At 72.8% G+C, this 15,560-nt stretch carries 13 protein-coding genes; 6 read left to right on the top strand and 7 right to left on the bottom strand.

Annotated features, from left to right (window positions below; genetic code table 11):
* Positions 1 to 45 precede the first annotated feature (45 nt).
* From xylA to ACN9MM_RS33045, 4 genes are all read left to right on the top strand, one after another.
* Positions 46 to 1,215: a xylose isomerase gene (gene xylA, locus ACN9MM_RS33060; protein ID WP_426367396.1), complete on the top strand. Its 1,170-nt coding sequence runs from the start codon at positions 46 to 48 to the stop codon at positions 1,213 to 1,215.
* Between the two features lie 101 nt (positions 1,216 to 1,316).
* Complete coding sequence (locus tag ACN9MM_RS33055) at positions 1,317 to 2,033, top strand: (Fe-S)-binding protein (RefSeq protein WP_426367395.1); 717 nt, start codon at positions 1,317 to 1,319, stop codon at positions 2,031 to 2,033.
* Complete coding sequence (locus tag ACN9MM_RS33050; RefSeq protein WP_426367394.1) at positions 2,030 to 3,457, top strand: LutB/LldF family L-lactate oxidation iron-sulfur protein; 1,428 nt, start codon at positions 2,030 to 2,032, stop codon at positions 3,455 to 3,457. The genes ACN9MM_RS33055 and ACN9MM_RS33050 overlap by 4 nt, the downstream gene beginning before the upstream one ends.
* A 54-nt stretch (positions 3,458 to 3,511) precedes the next feature.
* Entirely contained in the window at positions 3,512 to 4,147 is a 636-nt protein-coding gene (locus ACN9MM_RS33045) for a LutC/YkgG family protein (RefSeq protein WP_426367393.1), read from the top strand.
* Positions 4,148 to 4,531: 384 nt separating this feature from the next.
* On the opposite strand, the gene ACN9MM_RS33040 is transcribed toward ACN9MM_RS33045, so the two are convergent.
* From ACN9MM_RS33040 to ACN9MM_RS33015, 6 genes are all read right to left on the bottom strand, one after another.
* Positions 4,532 to 4,840 carry an antibiotic biosynthesis monooxygenase family protein gene (locus ACN9MM_RS33040; RefSeq protein WP_426367392.1) on the bottom strand — a complete coding sequence of 103 codons (309 nt, stop codon included), beginning with the start codon at positions 4,838 to 4,840 and terminating at the stop codon, positions 4,532 to 4,534.
* A gap of 76 nt (positions 4,841 to 4,916) precedes the next feature.
* Positions 4,917 to 6,128 carry a Cmx/CmrA family chloramphenicol efflux MFS transporter gene (locus ACN9MM_RS33035; RefSeq protein ID WP_426367391.1) on the bottom strand — a complete coding sequence of 404 codons (1,212 nt, stop codon included), beginning with the start codon at positions 6,126 to 6,128 and terminating at the stop codon, positions 4,917 to 4,919.
* Positions 6,129 to 6,331: 203 nt separating this feature from the next.
* Entirely contained in the window at positions 6,332 to 6,796 is a 465-nt protein-coding gene (locus tag ACN9MM_RS33030; protein ID WP_426367390.1) for a pyridoxamine 5'-phosphate oxidase family protein, read from the bottom strand.
* 75 nt (positions 6,797 to 6,871) lie between these two features.
* Positions 6,872 to 8,377 carry a carboxylesterase/lipase family protein gene (locus ACN9MM_RS33025; protein ID WP_426367389.1) on the bottom strand — a complete coding sequence of 502 codons (1,506 nt, stop codon included), beginning with the start codon at positions 8,375 to 8,377 and terminating at the stop codon, positions 6,872 to 6,874.
* Between the two features lie 71 nt (positions 8,378 to 8,448).
* Complete coding sequence (locus ACN9MM_RS33020; protein WP_426367388.1) at positions 8,449 to 9,237, bottom strand: hypothetical protein; 789 nt, start codon at positions 9,235 to 9,237, stop codon at positions 8,449 to 8,451.
* 313 nt (positions 9,238 to 9,550) lie between these two features.
* The gene (locus ACN9MM_RS33015; protein ID WP_426367387.1) at positions 9,551 to 10,312 is read right to left on the bottom strand and encodes a MerR family transcriptional regulator; all 762 of its coding nucleotides are present in this window, start codon (positions 10,310 to 10,312) and stop codon (positions 9,551 to 9,553) included.
* 445 nt (positions 10,313 to 10,757) lie between these two features.
* On the opposite strand from ACN9MM_RS33015, the gene ACN9MM_RS33010 reads away from it, so the two are divergent.
* Positions 10,758 to 12,290, top strand: coding sequence for a cellulase family glycosylhydrolase (locus tag ACN9MM_RS33010; RefSeq protein ID WP_426367386.1), 1,533 nt, complete (start codon positions 10,758 to 10,760; stop codon positions 12,288 to 12,290).
* 128 nt (positions 12,291 to 12,418) lie between these two features.
* Positions 12,419 to 14,176 carry a glycoside hydrolase family 6 protein gene (locus ACN9MM_RS33005; RefSeq protein ID WP_426367385.1) on the top strand — a complete coding sequence of 586 codons (1,758 nt, stop codon included), beginning with the start codon at positions 12,419 to 12,421 and terminating at the stop codon, positions 14,174 to 14,176.
* Positions 14,177 to 14,250: 74 nt separating this feature from the next.
* On the opposite strand, the gene ACN9MM_RS33000 is transcribed toward ACN9MM_RS33005, so the two are convergent.
* Positions 14,251 to 15,276, bottom strand: coding sequence for a LacI family DNA-binding transcriptional regulator (locus ACN9MM_RS33000; protein ID WP_426367384.1), 1,026 nt, complete (start codon positions 15,274 to 15,276; stop codon positions 14,251 to 14,253).
* Between the last annotated feature and the right edge of the window lie 284 nt (positions 15,277 to 15,560).

Genomic DNA, 15,560 nt, shown 5'->3' with positions numbered 1-15,560 from the left:
GTTATCTCAGAAAACAAATCCGTCGGCCAGTACCTGGGAGACACCATGCCGGAGCGCTTCGCACCCACCCCCGAGGACCGGTTCACCTTCGGCCTCTGGACCGTCGGCTGGCAGGGCCGCGACCCCTTCGGCGAGGCCACCCGCCCCGCCCTCGACCCCGTGGAGGCCGTCGAGCGGCTCGCCGCCCTCGGCGCGTACGGCATCACCTTCCACGACGACGACCTGATCCCCTTCGGGACGCCGGACGCCGGGCGCGACGCCATCGTGAAGCGCTTCCGGGCCGCCCTGGACCGCACCGGGCTCGCCGTGCCGATGGCGACGACGAACCTCTTCACCCACCCCGTGTTCAAGGACGGCGCCTTCACCGCCAACGACCGGGACGTACGCCGCTTCGCCCTGCGCAAGACCCTCCGCAACATCGACCTGGCCGTCGAGCTCGGCGCCACCACCTACGTCGCCTGGGGCGGCCGTGAGGGCGCCGAGTCCGGCGCGGCGAAGGACGTCGGGGTCGCGCTCGACCGCATGAAGGAGGCCTTCGACCTGCTCGGCGCGTACGTCACCGAGCAGGGCTACGACCTGCGGTTCGCGATCGAGCCCAAGCCGAACGAGCCGCGCGGCGACATCCTGCTGCCCACGATCGGGCACGCGCTGGCCTTCATCGAGCGCCTGGAGCGCCCCGAGCTCGTCGGCGTGAACCCGGAGACGGGCCACGAGCAGATGGCCGGGCTCAACTTCCCGCACGGCATCGCGCAGGCGCTGTGGGCGGGCAAGCTGTTCCACATCGACCTGAACGGCCAGTCGGGCATCAAGTACGACCAGGACTTCCGCTTCGGAGCGGGCGACCTCCGTCAGGCGTTCTGGCTGGTGGACCTGCTCGAGACGGCCGGCTACGCGGGCCCGCGCCACTTCGACTTCAAGCCGGTGCGCACGGACGGCTTCGACGGGGTGTGGGAGTCCGCGAGGAACTGCATGCGGAACTACCTGATCCTCAAGGAGCGCGCCGCGGCCTTCCGCGCCGACCCGGACGTCGTCGCGGCGCTCGCCGCGTCCCGGCTGCCCGAGCTCGCCGTCCCCACGGCCGCCGACGGACTCGCGGGGCTGCTCGCCGACCCCACGGCGTACGAGACGTTCGACCCGGACGCGGCCGCTGCGCGTTCGATGGCCTTCGAGCACCTGGACCAACTGGCCCTGGAGCACCTGCTCGGCGTGCGCTGAGCCACCCCTCGCGGTCGCCCTGCCACACTACGTACCGCAGGGCGACGGCACCGACCGGGACAGGGCCGCCACCCGACCCGGACCGTCCCCGAGGAACCGTGATGCGTGTCGCCCTCTTCGTCACCTGCGTCAACGACGCCGTCTTCCCCTCGACGGGCGTGGCCACGGTCCGGCTCCTCGAACGGCTCGGCGTGGACGTCGACTTCCCGGCGGCGCAGTCCTGCTGCGGGCAGCCGCAGTTCAACACCGGCTACCGCGCGGAGACCGAGCCGCTGGTACGGCGCACGGTCCGGGCCTTCGAGGGGTACGACCACGTCGTCGTCCCGTCCGGCTCGTGCGCGGCGATGGTGCGGCACCACTACCCGTCGTTCGGCGCGGACGCGACGCGTCTGGTGCCGCGTGTGCACGAGCTGACGGAGTTCCTGGTGGACGTGCTCGGCGTGACGGACGTGGGCGCGTACTTCCCGCACCGCGTGACGTACCACCCGTCCTGTCACGGCCTGCGGCTCCTCGGACTCGGCGAGCGCCCGCGGCGGCTCCTGGAGGCGGTGAAGGGCCTGGAGCTCGTGGAGCTGCCGGGCGCGGAGGAGTGCTGCGGCTTCGGCGGCACGTTCGCGGTGAAGAACCCGGACGTCTCGGCGGCGATGGGCGCCGACAAGATCACGAACGCGCTGTCCACGGGCGCGGACATCCTGTGCGGCGCGGACAACTCCTGCCTGCTGCACGTGGGCGGCATGCTGAGACGACAGGAGGCACCGCTGCGGGCGCTGCACCTGGCGGAGATCCTGGCGAGCACGGAAGAGGAGCCCTGGCGGTGAGCGGAACCTTCGTCGGCATGCCGGCCTTCCCCGAGGCGGCGCGGGAGGCCGTGGGGGACGCGACCCTGCGCGCCAACCTCCGCCACGCCACCCACACCATCCGGGACAGGCGGGCACGGGCCGTGGCCGAGCTGGACGACTGGGCCGCCCTCCGCGAGGCGGGCCGCCGGATCAAGGACCGGACGCTCCGTCACCTCGACACGTACCTCCTCCGGTTGGAGGAGGCGGTGACGGCGGCGGGCGGCACCGTGCACTGGGCGGCCGACGCGGGGGAGGCGAACCGGATCGTCACGGAGCTCGTGCGTGCCACCGGGGAGACCGAGGTCGTCAAGGTCAAGTCGATGGCCACCCAGGAGATCGGGCTCAACGAACACCTGGAGGCCGAGGGCATCGCCGCGTACGAGACGGATCTCGCCGAGCTGATCGTGCAGCTCGGCGAGGACCGCCCCTCACACATCCTGGTGCCCGCCATCCACCGCAACCGCGGCGAGATCCGTGACATCTTCCGCGAGAAGATGGGGAGTTGGGGCCGCCCCGCACCGGAGGGGCTGAGTGACGCCCCGGCCGATCTCGCGGAGGCGGCCCGGCTGCACCTGAGGGAGAAGTTCCTGCGGGCGAGGGTCGGGATCTCGGGCGCGAACTTCATGGTCGCCGAGACCGGCACGCTCGTGGTGGTGGAGTCCGAGGGCAACGGCCGCATGTGCCTCACCCTCCCCGAGACCCTCATCTCGGTCGTCGGCATCGAGAAGGTGGTGCCGACGTGGCGGGACCTGGAGGTCTTCCTCCAGACACTTCCCCGCTCCTCGACCGCCGAGCGCATGAACCCGTACACGAGCATGTGGACCGGGACCACCGACGACGACGGACCGGGCACCTTCCACCTGGTCCTCCTCGACAACGGACGCACGGACGCCCTCGCCGACGAGGTGGGACGGCAGGCGCTGCGCTGCATCCGCTGCTCGGCCTGCCTCAACGTCTGCCCGGTGTACGAGCGGGCCGGGGGCCACGCGTACGGCTCGGTCTACCCCGGTCCGATCGGCGCGATCCTGACCCCGCAGCTGCGGGGCACGGCGAGCGAGGTCGACGCCTCCCTGCCGTACGCCTCCTCGCTGTGCGGCGCCTGCTACGAGGTGTGCCCGGTCGCCATCGACATCCCCGAAGTGCTCGTGCACCTGCGGGAGAAGGTGGCCGGGGAGGGCGGGAAGGGCCACCGCCTGGAGCGGGCCGCGATCAAGGCGTCCACCTGGGTGCTCGACCATCCGGGCGTGCTCGCCGCCGGGGAGCGCCTCGCGTCGGTGGCCCGGAAGGCGCCGCTCCCGAAACGGCTGCCCGGCCCGGGCGCACGCCAATGGACCGACCACCGCGACCTTCCCGAACTGCCCGCCGAACCGTTCCGCGACTGGTGGAAGAAGAACCGGACATGACCGCCACCGGTCCACGCACCACGAACGGACGACCCCTTTGAGGAGCGACCGCACATGACCGACTCCCGCGCACGGATCCTCGCCCGGGTCCGCGCCGCCGTCGAGGGTGCGCCCGAGACCGTCCCCGTCGAGCGCGACTACCGCACCAGCCACACCCCGGACGACCCGGACGCCCTGCTCGACCTCCTCCACGAGAACCTCGCCGACTACCGGGCCCACGTCCACCGCACCACGCCCGGCGATCTGGCCGGACTCGTGGCGGGGCTCCTCGCGGAGCGCGGTGCCCGCAGCGTCGCCGTCCCACCCGGCCTGCCCGACGAGTGGCTCGCCGCGACCGAGGCCGTGCGGCGGTTCGACGAGCCCCGGCTGACCCCGTACGAACTCGACGGCACGGACGCCGTGGTGACGGCGTGCGCGGTGGCGATCGCCGAGACCGGCACGATCGTCCTCGACGGCGGTCCGGGCCAGGGCCGCCGGGCGCTCACCCTCGTCCCCGACCTGCACCTCTGCGTGGTGCGAGCCCCGGAGCAGGTGGTGGCCTCCGTGCCGCTCGCGCTCCCCCGGCTCGACCCGGGACGGCCTCTGACCTGGATCTCCGGCCCTTCCGCCACGAGCGACATCGAACTCGACCGGGTGGAGGGCGTCCACGGGCCGCGGACCCTGGAGGTCGTGCTGGTGACGGGGGCCTGAACCGCTTCGGCGGGCCGACGCCCCCACGAGCACGGCGCCGTGGCAAGCCGGCCGCAGCGTGTACGCCGGGGGGGAGCGCCGTGTGCGCAAGAAGCACGAACAGAAGATGCTGCGGCAGATGGCGAGCGGGGAGCCGGCCGGGCTCAACCTCACCGCGACGACGAGGAGACGCACCCGACTCGCCTTCCTCGCGGAGCACCGGCGCGCATGGCCACGTTCCTCACCCTGGCCGCCCTGGGGCCGGGCTCCGAGTACGGCGAGGACGCGATCGGCGCCCTCACCGTCTCCGGCGCCGCCGCGGCCGCGATGGCGGCGCCGCTACCCGTCGGATTCGCCGTCAGCCGGCGCTACGTCGTCACGCACACCGCCCGGCTCCCAGGCCCGCTAGTCGGCCACGGGCTCGGGCTCCGCGAGCAGGTCGTCGACGAGGGTGAGGCGGGTCTCGGGGAAGTACTCCGCGATCGCCTCGCGCATCATCGCCAGGCCCTCCGGGTCGGGGGTCACGCTGTTCTCCCGGGTCTCCCGGTCGGGCCAGCGCGCGTACGCCACCCAGGTCCCGTCGTCCGCCCGGTGGAGCCGGGACCCGTAGCTGCCGCACTCCTGGTGGATCGCCAGGGTCACCCGGTGCCAGCCGTCGGCGAGCAGCTGTTCCTTACCCGGACGAACCCGCCACCGGTACATGACCGCGAACATCTCTCCGCCTCTCTCGTCACGGCAGGCAACCCGCGTCACCCCCGCCAACGACTGAACTACACCGACCAGTTCACCGTCAAGACTGAACGGTACGGTCTTTACTGTTCTGCCGGCGCGGACCCGGCTCGGCCCCGCCGCGGGCCCCCGCGAGCACGCCCCGCAGGGGCAGCGCGACCAGGACGGCGGCACCGACGAGGGCCGCGCTCGCCCAGAGCGGGCCCCGGTCCCCGGCCCCCGCGCCGAGGGCCACCGCGGCGAGGAGCGGGCCGAGGACGGCTCCGGCGTTGAGCGCGGCCGTCGCGTAGGCGCCGGCCAGGGTGGGGGCACCGTCCGCCTCGTACAGGACCCGGGTGATCAGGGTGGCGCCCACCGCGAACGACAGGGCCCCCAGCACGAGCACGAGGACGAGGAGGGCGGCAGGCCACTCGGCGAGCAGCGCCAGGGCGGGCCAGCCGACGAGCAGCAGCGGGGCACCGACGGTCAGCACGAGGCCGGGCCGCCGGTCGGCGAGCCGTCCGGCAGCGGTCACCCCGGCGAGGGAACCGGCGCCGAAGAGGACCAGGACGACGGGGACCCACACGGCGCCGAGCCCGGCCGTGCCGGTCACCAGGGGCGCGAGGAAGGTGAAGCTGCCGAAGGTGGCGGCGTTCACCAGCGCGCCGAGGAGCATGACCAGGAGCAGGCGCGGGCGCCGCAGCCGTGAGATCTCCGCCCGCAGCGCGGGCCGTCCGGCCTCGTCCTCCCCCGGGCCGGGGACACCCCTGAGGATGCCGACGACGGCGGGCAGGCAGAGGACGGCGACGGCCCAGAAGGCGGCCCGCCACCCGAACAGCGTGCCGAGCAGGGCCCCTCCGGGGACGCCGGCGATCGTGGCGGCGGTCGTGCCCGACAGCAGGACCGCGAGCGCGCGGCCCTTCCGCTCGGGCGGGACGAGCGCCGCGGCGGTCGTGAGGGCGACGGCGAGGAACCCGGCGTTCGCGAGGGCGGCGACGGCGCGGGTCGCCAGGAGCACGGGGAAGCTCGTGGTGAGGGCGGCGACGACGTGGGCGGCCTGGAACACGAGGACGAACCCGAGGAGCCCGGTCCGGCCGGAGCGGCCTCGGGCGAGGACGGCCGTCAGCGGGGCGCCGACGACCATCCCGACGGCGAAGGCCGAGGTGAGCAGACCGGCGGTCCCGACCGGGACGCCGAGTGCGGTGGCGATGTCCGGCAGCAGGCCGGCGAGCATGAATTCGGAGGTGCCCATGGCGAAGACGGCCAGGGCTAGCAGGTAGAGCGGGAGAGGCATCGAGGCTCCGGGGTGAGGAGAAAGCACGAGAGGACTCGTCTCGTCACCGCGGTCAGCGCCCCTGGGCGCGTGCCGGTGTACTCAGTGGTGCAGGGGGCTGACGGCGTGACCGAAAGCCCCCACCCTGGATGCTTCGGGGCTCGACATGGGGGCAGACTACCCCGCCTCGCCTCCTGGGGCACCGGGATTTCCCTCCCGGGGGATCACGACGCCTCCGCCCAGACGCCGTCGCGCATGATGTGCCGGCCCACCATCTCGGGCTCCTCGTTCCAGGCCTCGACGGCCGTCGGGCGCACCCTGAACCAGTGGTAGGCGGGACCCGAACCCATGGGGTCCCAGCCCGTCTTCTTGTGGAACGCGTCCGCCACCTCCACCGGCACCTCCTCCGGGCCGAAGACCGTGACCTCGCCGTCCAGCAGCACGACGTCCCGGGTGTGCCCGAGCGCCAGACGCACGCGGCCCCCGTCGGCGAGGTTGCGGCCGGTGGGGTTGCCGATGCGCGTGCACAGCCACAGGTGGGTGGCGTCCCAGAGGAAGGCGAGCGGCACGAGGTACGGCTCCCCGGCCGCGCCGGCCGTGGACACCCAGATGTCCTGCTCCTCGTCGAGGCGGCCGAGGACGTCCCGTACGCGGCGGGCGGTGTCACGCAGAGGCTGAGTGTTCGTCATGATCGTCAGCCTAGCCGCCCGTTCCCCGCGGGACGTCCTGCTCACCGCACTCCCGGAAGGCCCCGCGCCCGGCGCTCAGGGGCGGAACAGCGGGAAGCCGGCACCGCTCCAGAGCGCGCGGAGAGCGGCGGGCTCGTCCTGTCCGTCCCGGGGATCCTCGGTCCGCCACACCCTCGACCTCCGGGTGGTGTCGTCGTACGACGGCCAGCCCGGGTCCCCTGTGGCGGCGAAGGCAGCCCAGGACTCCATCATCCGGCGGGCCAGTTCGCGGTCGGCGGAGGTGGGGGCGCCGCCGATGAGGAAGGCCACGCAGTCCTTGTCGACGTTGCCGAAGACGAACGGGACGTCCGCGCAGTGCCAGGCCCGCACCGCCCCCTGCGGACCGGTGCGCCGGCGGTCGAAGCGGGACAGGAACGCCCGGCCGCCGCCCCGGGCGTGCTGCTCGGCGAGCCGGTGGGCGTACTCCCCGAAGAGGAGGTCGCCGAAGACGGCCAGGTACACGTCGAGCACGGGCGCTTCGGGCCGCGCGGCGCGATAGCCGGCGACCAGGCCGTCGGGAAGCCCGAAGTCTGCGGCGAAGCGGTCCAGTTGCTCCTCCGTGGTGACCTTCGCGCTGCTGCCGACGGCGTCGAGCAGCCAGTACTCCTCCGTGGTGTGGCAGACGAGCAGGTCCACGTCGCGGCCCGCACCGGCGGCGAGGCCCGTGAGGGGGTCGAGGGGCAGGACGCCTCCGTCCAGGACGGGGGCGTAGAGCGAAGGGTCGTAGTGGCGGGACCCGGAGGCGGGATCCCGCCGGTACGCCTCGACGACCTGGTCGGACGCGGCGACCAGGGCCTCCGGGGGCGCGGAGGCCAGGCCGTCGGGGGTGGCCGGGCACCCGGCCGCGGCGGCGACCTCGCGCGTGGTCGCGGCGGCGATGCCGAGCGTGTAGTGCGGGCTGACGGGGCTGAGCGCGACGGCACGGTGGAACAGCCCGCGGGCCCGGTCCATCACCATGAGGCAGGCCACCGACGCGGCCCCGGAGGACTGGCCGGCGACCGTGACGTGGCCCGGGTCGCCGCCGAACGCGGCGATGTTCTCCCGCACCCAGCGCAGGGCCGCGACCTGGTCGAGGAGCCCCCGGTTGTCGGGGAAGGCGGTCCCCGCGGCGGCGGGTACGTGCCCGAACCCCTCGAAGCCGAGCCGGTAGTTGAGGGTGACCACGACCAGGCCGGTGCGGGCGAGGGCGTCGCCGTCGAAGTCCGGCTGGGCCGAGGAGCCGAACGTGTAGGCGCCGCCGTGGATCCAGACCAGGACGGGCAGCGAGCCACCGTCCGGTGCCGGGGTCCACACGTTGACGGTAAGGATGTCCTCGTCACCGGGCGACCACACGGGCGAACCGGGCAGCTCCGCCGACTGCGGGGCGACCGGGCCGAAGGCCGTGCCGTCCCGCACCCCGGTCCAGGCGGCCGCCGGGGCGGGCTCCCGGAACCGGAGGGCGCCGAACGGCGGTGCGGCGTAGGGGATTCCGAGCACGGCGACCACCTCGCCGGAGGACCGGAAGCCCCGTACGGCACCGCATGTCGTCTCGAAGATGTCCATGGCCTCAGCCTGTCATCGCGTCCCTCACCTGCGCCAACACCAAGATCATGATGATTGACGCACCCATGATGTCAATGCCGGGCCACCGGGCGACTGCGGCGCCGCCTGCCGTACGCGACGGTGAGGACGCCGAGGAGCGGGCCCCACAACACGAGGGGGGCGTAACAGACATAGAAGGAGACGGCCGTCCAGCCGCCGACCTCACTCGGGAAGTCGGCGGGAATCGTGTCGCCGCGGATCGTGGTGCCCCTCACCTCGGTGATGGGCGCCAGCACGGTCCACAGCAGCGTGAGCGCCGTGGCTCCGAGGGCGGCGGGGACGAGGACCGCCACCGGAGGGATCCTGCGGCCGCGCAGGACGGGGACCCAGGCGGGGACGACCTCGCCCCAGCGGGCGACGAGCCCGATCGCGGTGAACGCGACGGCCTCGGAGAAGAGGGAGAGGAAGACGATGTACACCCGCTCGCCGATGCCGATCCCGGAGTCGAAGGCGGCGGGGAGGCGCCAGAGGCCCGACGGGAGAACGGTCAACGGCACCGCGAGGGCGAGGAGTCGTATGCGGCGCGAGACACCCGGGACGGGGGTGTGGGCGGCATGCCAGGCGGAGCGGATCCGGCCCGGAGCGACCGATGGTCGGCCCTCGGCGCGGGAGAACGCCTTGGTGGCGCGGTCCTCGGCGCGGGAGAACGCCTTGGTGGCGCGGTCCTCGGCGCGGGAGAACGCCTTGGTGGCGCGGCCCTCGGCGCGGGAGAACGCCTTGGTGGCGCGGCCCTCGGCGCGGGAGAACGCCTTGGTGGCGCGGCCCTCGGCGCGGGAGAACGCCTTGGTGGCGCGGCCCTCGGCGCGGGAGAACGTCTTCATGTCGCGGTCCTCGGTGTCCGCGGGCCGGCGGTCGGCCCGTCACCGACGACGATCCCGTCCGCGAGCCGCCGGCGGATCGCCCGCGGGGCCGAACCCCCTCCGCCGCACGGGCGAGAAGTGGTCGGCCGGAGTCGCGGGCGGGGCCGCCCGGTGGCGACACCCGATCCACCGGGCGGGCCGCCCGGCAGAGCCTCCCGATCAGACGGGCGATCGGCTTCCCGCCCTGCTGCTCGGGCCGCCCGCGCGGGTTTCCCGATCGGCCGGCGGTCCGCCCGGCCGACAGGGAAGCCCTGACGGGTCCGGGCTCTCCGGCTCAGCTCAGCCGGGTGTCCGCGTAGAGCGTCATCGCGCGGCGCTGGTACTCGGCGAGTCCGACGGCGATCCGGTCGAAGTTCTCGCGGAACCGGGCGTCCTCGGCGTAGGTCCGCGCCAGCCCCCGGTACGCCTCGGCGTTCGGCGTCCAGAAGCGGCAGACGTCCCGGTAGTGGGCGTCCACCTCGGCCTGGACCGCCGGGTCGTCGGCGGGCGTGCCGGCGGCCATGTGCTCGGCGAAGCGGATCATCTGGGCGGTGGCCTCGCGCTGCCACTGCTCGGTCGTCTCGGGGCTCATCCCCTCGACGACCCGCCGGGACCGCTCGTACGCCTCCGGCCACCGCTCCCGCGCCTCGGCCTCGATCGCGGGGTCGGGCCGGAAGCCCTCGAAGAGGTTCTCGGGGCGGTTGACGCTCACCATGTCCTGGTCCTCGCTTTCCTCGAGTTCGGCGATGGTGCGGGCGACCGTCCGGGCCAGGGCGCCGAGCCGGTCCTGCTCCGCGAGCAGCCTGACGTGGTGCTCGCGCAGGACGGTCACGCGATCGGCCCCGCTGTCCAGGACGTCCCGGATCTCGCGCAGCCCGACCCCCAGCTCCCGCATGAGCAGGATCTGCTGGAGTCTCAGCAGCTGGGGCTCCTCGTAGTGACGGTGCCCGTCACCCGCGGTCCACGCGGGCGCCAGCAGACCGATCTCGTCGTAGTGCCGCAGGGTCCGGGAGGTGACCCCGGACATGCGGACCACGTCCACGATCGACCAGGCCATGACGGTGTCCTCTCCTCGCCGGGGGCCGGCGTCTCCGGCCCTGTACGAGAACCGTAGGAGTTGACGCCGCGTCAACCGCAAGTCGGCTGCGGGGGTGGTCGTGCGCACGGTCGGAGGCATGGCATGCGGGTGGTTCTCCTCGCGGCTGGGAGGTCGGGGATGCGAAGAGCTGACGGTGCGACGTACGGCGGTGCGACGGTGCGACGGTGCGACGGTGCGACGGTGCGACGGTCAAGCAGTGAACCAGTGGGAGCGCTCCCACTGTGCAGTTGGGGCCCAACGCCGTCAAGATGTGTGAGGAAGTCGAAGCCGAAAGCCGGGGAATTTACTCAACTCCTCTTTTGCTTGACGGCTGTTGGCGCTACGGTCTGCCCCGACCCAGTGGGAGCGATTCCATCCAGTCGGCACACCGTCAGGGCTGTGCCCTCGCTGTGAGGACTCGCTCATGCGACATCCCCCACGTCTGTCCGCGCTGCTCGCAGGAGCGGCGCTCACGACGGCGAGCACCGCTCTCGCCGTCATGGGTACGGCCGCCGGAGCCTCGGCCGCACCCGCCTGCACCGTGGAGTACTCGGTCGTCGGCCAGTGGGCCGGCGGCTACCAGGGTGCCGTGTCCGTCACCAACAACGGTGCCGCGCTGACCGGTTGGAGCCTCGGCTTCGACTTCTCCGCCGGCCAGGTGATCAGTCAGGGCTGGGGCGGCACGTGGTCCCAGTCCGGCACTGCCGTCACGGTCGTCAACGAGAGCTGGAACGGCGCCCTCGGCACGGGCGCGAAGGTCTCGGGCGGCTTCCTCGCCTCCTGGACGGGCGCCAACCCGGCACCCGCCGCGTTCACGCTCAACGGCACGCCGTGCACGACGGCCGGCCCGACACCGACGCCGACCCCCACCCCGACAACCCCGACCCCGACCCCGACCACCCCGACGACCCCGCCGCCCACCACTCCCCCGACCCCCGTCACCGGTGCGCCCGAACTGACCGTCTCCGGCAACCGGTTCACCGATCAGAACGACGCCACCCGCCGCCTCCTCGGCGTCAACCGCTCGGGCGGCGAGTTCATGTGCGTCCAAGGCCACGGATTCTTCGACGGCCCCGTCGACGACGCGTCCGTCCAGGCCATCGCCGGCTGGAAGGCCAACACGGTCCGCATCCCCCTCAACGAGGAGTGCTGGCTCGGCCTCGACAACATCAAGCCCGAGTACCGGGGCGCGAACTACGTCACCGCCGTCAAGGACCTGGTGGCCAAGGTGCTCGCCCACGGCATGACCCCCGTGGTCGAACTGCACTGGACCCACGGCCAGTACACCGGGAACTCGGCGGGCTGCTCCGACGTGTACGCGTCCTGCCAGAAGCCAATGCCGGACGCCCAGTACACCCCCGCGTTCTGGACCTCGGTCGCGAACACGTTCAAGAACGACAGGCGGGTCGTCTTCGACCTGTTCAACGAGCCCTATCCGGACCGGGCCACCTCCACCGCGGCGCAGGCCTGGGCCTGCTGGCGCGACGGCGGCACCTGCCCCGGGATCGGCTACGAGGTCGCCGGCATGCAGGACCTGGTGGACGCCGTCCGCGCCACGGGGGCGACGAACCTCGTCCTCGTCCCGGGCCTGGCGTACTCCAACGACCTCAGCCAGTGGCTCACGTACCGCCCCACAGACCCGGCGGGCCGACTGGCCGCCGCCTGGCACGTCTACAACTTCAACTCCTGCTCCGACGAGACGTGCTGGAACGCCACCCTCGCCCCGGTGGCCGCGGAGGTGCCCCTCCTCGCGGGCGAGATCGGCGAGAACACCTGCGGACACGCGTTCGTCGACCGCGTCATGAAGTGGTTCGACGACCGCGGCCTCTCGTACCTCGGCTGGACCTGGAACACCTGGGACTGCAACTCCGGTCCCGCGCTGATCACTTCGTACGACGGCACTCCCACCGCGTTCGGCATCGGGCTGCGCGACCACCTGCGCGCCCTCACCTCCTGACCACACCCGTACGAGCACACCCGTACGAGCACACCCGTACGAGCACACCCGTACGACCACACCCGTACGGCCACATCCGTACGGCCACACCTGTACGACCACACCCCCGGAAAGGAACCCCCACCCGCATGAGCCGCACCAGTCGCACCGCCCTCCTGGCGGCACTCGGCCTGATCACGGCCACCGGCGCCACCGCCACCGTCTTCGGCACCGCCACCGCCGGCGCCGCCACCCCCGGCTGCAAGGTCGACTACCAGATCACCAACCAGTGGAACACCGGCTTCGGGGCCAACGTGACCGTCACCAACACCGGTGACCCGATGGCCGCCTGGACCCTGGAGTGGTCCTACGCCGGCAACCAGCAGGTCACCCAGGGCTGGAACGCCGCCATCACCCAGTCCGGCACCGCCGTCACCGCCAAGAACGTCTCCTACAACGGAACCCTGTCCACGGGCGGTTCCACCTCCTTCGGGTTCAACGGCTCCTACAGCGGCACCAACGCCGTGCCGGCGACCTTCAAGCTGAACGGCGTCGTCTGCAACGGCGCCACCGAGCCGACGACACCCCCGACCACACCGCCCACCACTCCCCCGACGACCCCGCCCACCACGCCTCCGACCAACCCGCCGGCCGGCACCAGGGCGGACAACCCGTACGCCGGCGCCAAGGTGTACGTGAACCCCGAATGGTCCGCGAAGGCGGCGGCCGAGCCGGGCGGCACCAAGGTCTCGAACCAGCCCACCGGCGTCTGGCTGGACCGGATCGCCGCGATCAGCGGCTCGAGCTCCTCCATGGGCCTGCGCGCCCACCTCGACGAGGCCCTGAAGCAGAAGGGCTCCGGCGAGCTCGTCGTCCAGCTGGTCATCTACGACCTGCCCGGCCGCGACTGCGCCGCACTCGCCTCCAACGGCGAGCTCGGCCCGACGGAGATCGGCCGCTACAAGACCGAGTACATCGACCCGATCGCCGCGATCCTCGCGGACTCCAAGTACGCGGGGCTGCGGATCGTCACCACGGTCGAGATCGACTCGCTGCCCAACCTGGTCACCAACGTCTCCGGGCGCCCCACGGCCACCGCCAACTGCGACGTCATGAAGGCGAACGGCAACTACATCACCGGCGTCGGCTACGCGCTCAAGAAGTTCGGCGCGATCGGCAACGTCTACAACTACATCGACGCCGGCCACCACGGCTGGCTGGGCTGGGACGACAACTTCGGAGCCTCCGCCGAGCTCTTCAAGCAGGCCGCCACGGCCGAGGGCTCGACCGTCTCCAACGTGCACGGCTTCATCGTCAACACCGCCAACTACAGCGCCCTGAAGGAGGACCACTTCACCATCGGCGACAGCGTGAACGGCGTCTCCGTGCGCCAGTCCAAGTGGGTGGACTGGAACCGGTACACCGACGAGCTGTCGTACGCCCAGGCCATGCGCGCCAAACTGGTCTCGCTCGGCTTCGACGGCAACCTCGGCATGCTGATCGACACCTCCCGCAACGGCTGGGGCGGCGCCGCCCGGCCCACCGCCGCGGGCCCGACGACGAGCGTCGACACGTACGTCAACGGCGGCAAGTACGACCGCCGCATCCACCTCGGCAACTGGTGCAACCAGTCCGGCGCGGGCCTCGGCGAGCGGCCCCAGGCGGCACCGGCCGCGGGCATCGACGCGTACGTCTGGATGAAGCCCCCGGGCGAGTCCGACGGCGCCTCCAAGGAGATCCCGAACAACGAGGGCAAGGGCTTCGACCGGATGTGCGACCCCACGTACACGGGCAACGCCCGTAACGGGAACAGCATGTCGGGCGCGCTGCCGGACGCCCCGCTTTCGGGCCAGTGGTTCTCGGCCCAGTTCCAGGAACTCCTGAAGAACGCGTACCCGGCGCTGTAGCCCGCCTCGGCACAGCGGACCCCCGGGGGATCCCGATCCCCCGGGGTCGTCCGTGCGCGCGCCCGGAGGGCCCGTCAGGAGGACTCCCGCACGATCAGCTCCGTCGGCAGCACGCGCCGGCGGGGCTCCTCCGGTGCGGTCTCCGCGATGTCCCGGAGCAGCATGCGCGCCATCGTGCGGCCCATCTCCTCGATGGGCTGCCGCACGCTCGTCAGCGGCGGGTCCATGAGCCGCGCGACCGGTGAGTCGTCGACCCCGACGAGGGCCACGTCCTCCGGCACCCGGCGGCCCGCCTCCCGCAGGGCCGCGCGCGCGCCCGCCGCCATCACGTCGGAGGCGGCGAAGACGGCGTCCAGGTCCGGCCTCCGGCCGAGCAGCAGCCGCACGGCCCGCCGGCCACCCTCCTCGGTGAAGTCGCCGGCCCCGACGAGGGTCTCGTCCGGCGGGAGTCCGGCCTCGGTGAGGCCGGCCCGGTAGCCACCGAGCCGGGCGCGCGCCACGTACATGTCGAGGGGGCCGGTGACGGTCGCGATGCGGCTCCGGCCGCGGCCCACCAGGTGGGCGACGGCGGCCCGTCCGGCGCCGATGTTGTCGGAGTCCACGTACGGCACGGGCTCGGCCTCCGCGCGGCGGCCGTTCATCACGACGGGGAGGCCCAGTTCCCTGATGCGGTCGGGCAGCGGGTCGTCGCCGTGGACCGAGGCGAGCAGCACGCCGTCGACGCGCTGGGCGGCGAGGTACTGCTCGAAGCGCCGCCGCTCCCGCTCGCTGCGGACCAGGGTGAGCAGGAGCTGTTTGTCGGCCTCGGCGAGTTCGGCGCCGACCCCGCGCATCAGGTCGAGGAAGTAGGGCTCGGCGAAGAGCCGGGCCTCGGCCTCCGGGATGACGAGGGCGATCGCGTCGGTGCGGCTGCCCGCCAGGGCGCGGGCGGCCTGGTTGGGTACGTAGCCGAGTTCGGCGACGGCCCGGGCGACGGCGGTTCTGGTCCGCTCGCTCACCCGGGGGGAGCCGTTGATCACCCGGGAGACCGTGCCCCGGCCGACCCCGGCCCTGGACGCGACCTGCTCCAGGGTGGGTCTGCCGCTCCGCCGTCCGCTCACGACTCCCGAACTCCCCTCGTAGGACAACGCACTGCTCACCGAAGGCCCACGGAGGGGTGGGAGCGCTCCCAAACTAGTCCACGGCCACCACTTCGCGCCACGCGCCCGTGTTCAGGAGATGACGGCCCGGGGGCGGCGAGACGCCGCGAAACCCCCGGAAAACCTTCCGGTAACGAATCCGCGTTCATCTCTTGACACCCACACCCGCCAGGCAGCAACCTTCCGGCAACGACGTGGGAGCGCTCCCATACGGGACGCGACACAGCCCTGCAACACAGGCCCCG

This window comes from Streptomyces sp. E-08 (assembly GCF_049913095.1).
Classification (GTDB): domain Bacteria; phylum Actinomycetota; class Actinomycetes; order Streptomycetales; family Streptomycetaceae; genus Streptomyces.
The sequence above is the reverse complement of the archived record's forward strand: the minus strand, read 5'-3'. Positions and strand labels throughout refer to the sequence as shown.

Excerpts from the sequence above, each read along its gene's own strand:
- xylA (WP_426367396.1), top strand. The coding sequence starts at position 46 with ATGCCGGAGCGCTTCGCACCCACCCCCGAGGACCGGTTCACCTTCGGC.
- ACN9MM_RS33055 (WP_426367395.1), top strand. The coding sequence starts at position 1,317 with ATGCGTGTCGCCCTCTTCGTCACCTGCGTCAACGACGCCGTCTTCCCC.
- ACN9MM_RS33045 (WP_426367393.1), top strand. The coding sequence starts at position 3,512 with ATGACCGACTCCCGCGCACGGATCCTCGCCCGGGTCCGCGCCGCCGTC.
- ACN9MM_RS33040 (WP_426367392.1), bottom strand. The coding sequence starts at position 4,840 with ATGTTCGCGGTCATGTACCGGTGGCGGGTTCGTCCGGGTAAGGAACAG.
- ACN9MM_RS33035 (WP_426367391.1), bottom strand. The coding sequence starts at position 6,128 with ATGCCTCTCCCGCTCTACCTGCTAGCCCTGGCCGTCTTCGCCATGGGC.
- ACN9MM_RS33030 (WP_426367390.1), bottom strand. The coding sequence starts at position 6,796 with ATGACGAACACTCAGCCTCTGCGTGACACCGCCCGCCGCGTACGGGAC.
- ACN9MM_RS33025 (WP_426367389.1), bottom strand. The coding sequence starts at position 8,377 with ATGGACATCTTCGAGACGACATGCGGTGCCGTACGGGGCTTCCGGTCC.
- ACN9MM_RS33020 (WP_426367388.1), bottom strand. The coding sequence starts at position 9,237 with ATGAAGACGTTCTCCCGCGCCGAGGGCCGCGCCACCAAGGCGTTCTCC.
- ACN9MM_RS33015 (WP_426367387.1), bottom strand. The coding sequence starts at position 10,312 with ATGGCCTGGTCGATCGTGGACGTGGTCCGCATGTCCGGGGTCACCTCC.
- ACN9MM_RS33010 (WP_426367386.1), top strand. The coding sequence starts at position 10,758 with ATGCGACATCCCCCACGTCTGTCCGCGCTGCTCGCAGGAGCGGCGCTC.
- ACN9MM_RS33005 (WP_426367385.1), top strand. The coding sequence starts at position 12,419 with ATGAGCCGCACCAGTCGCACCGCCCTCCTGGCGGCACTCGGCCTGATC.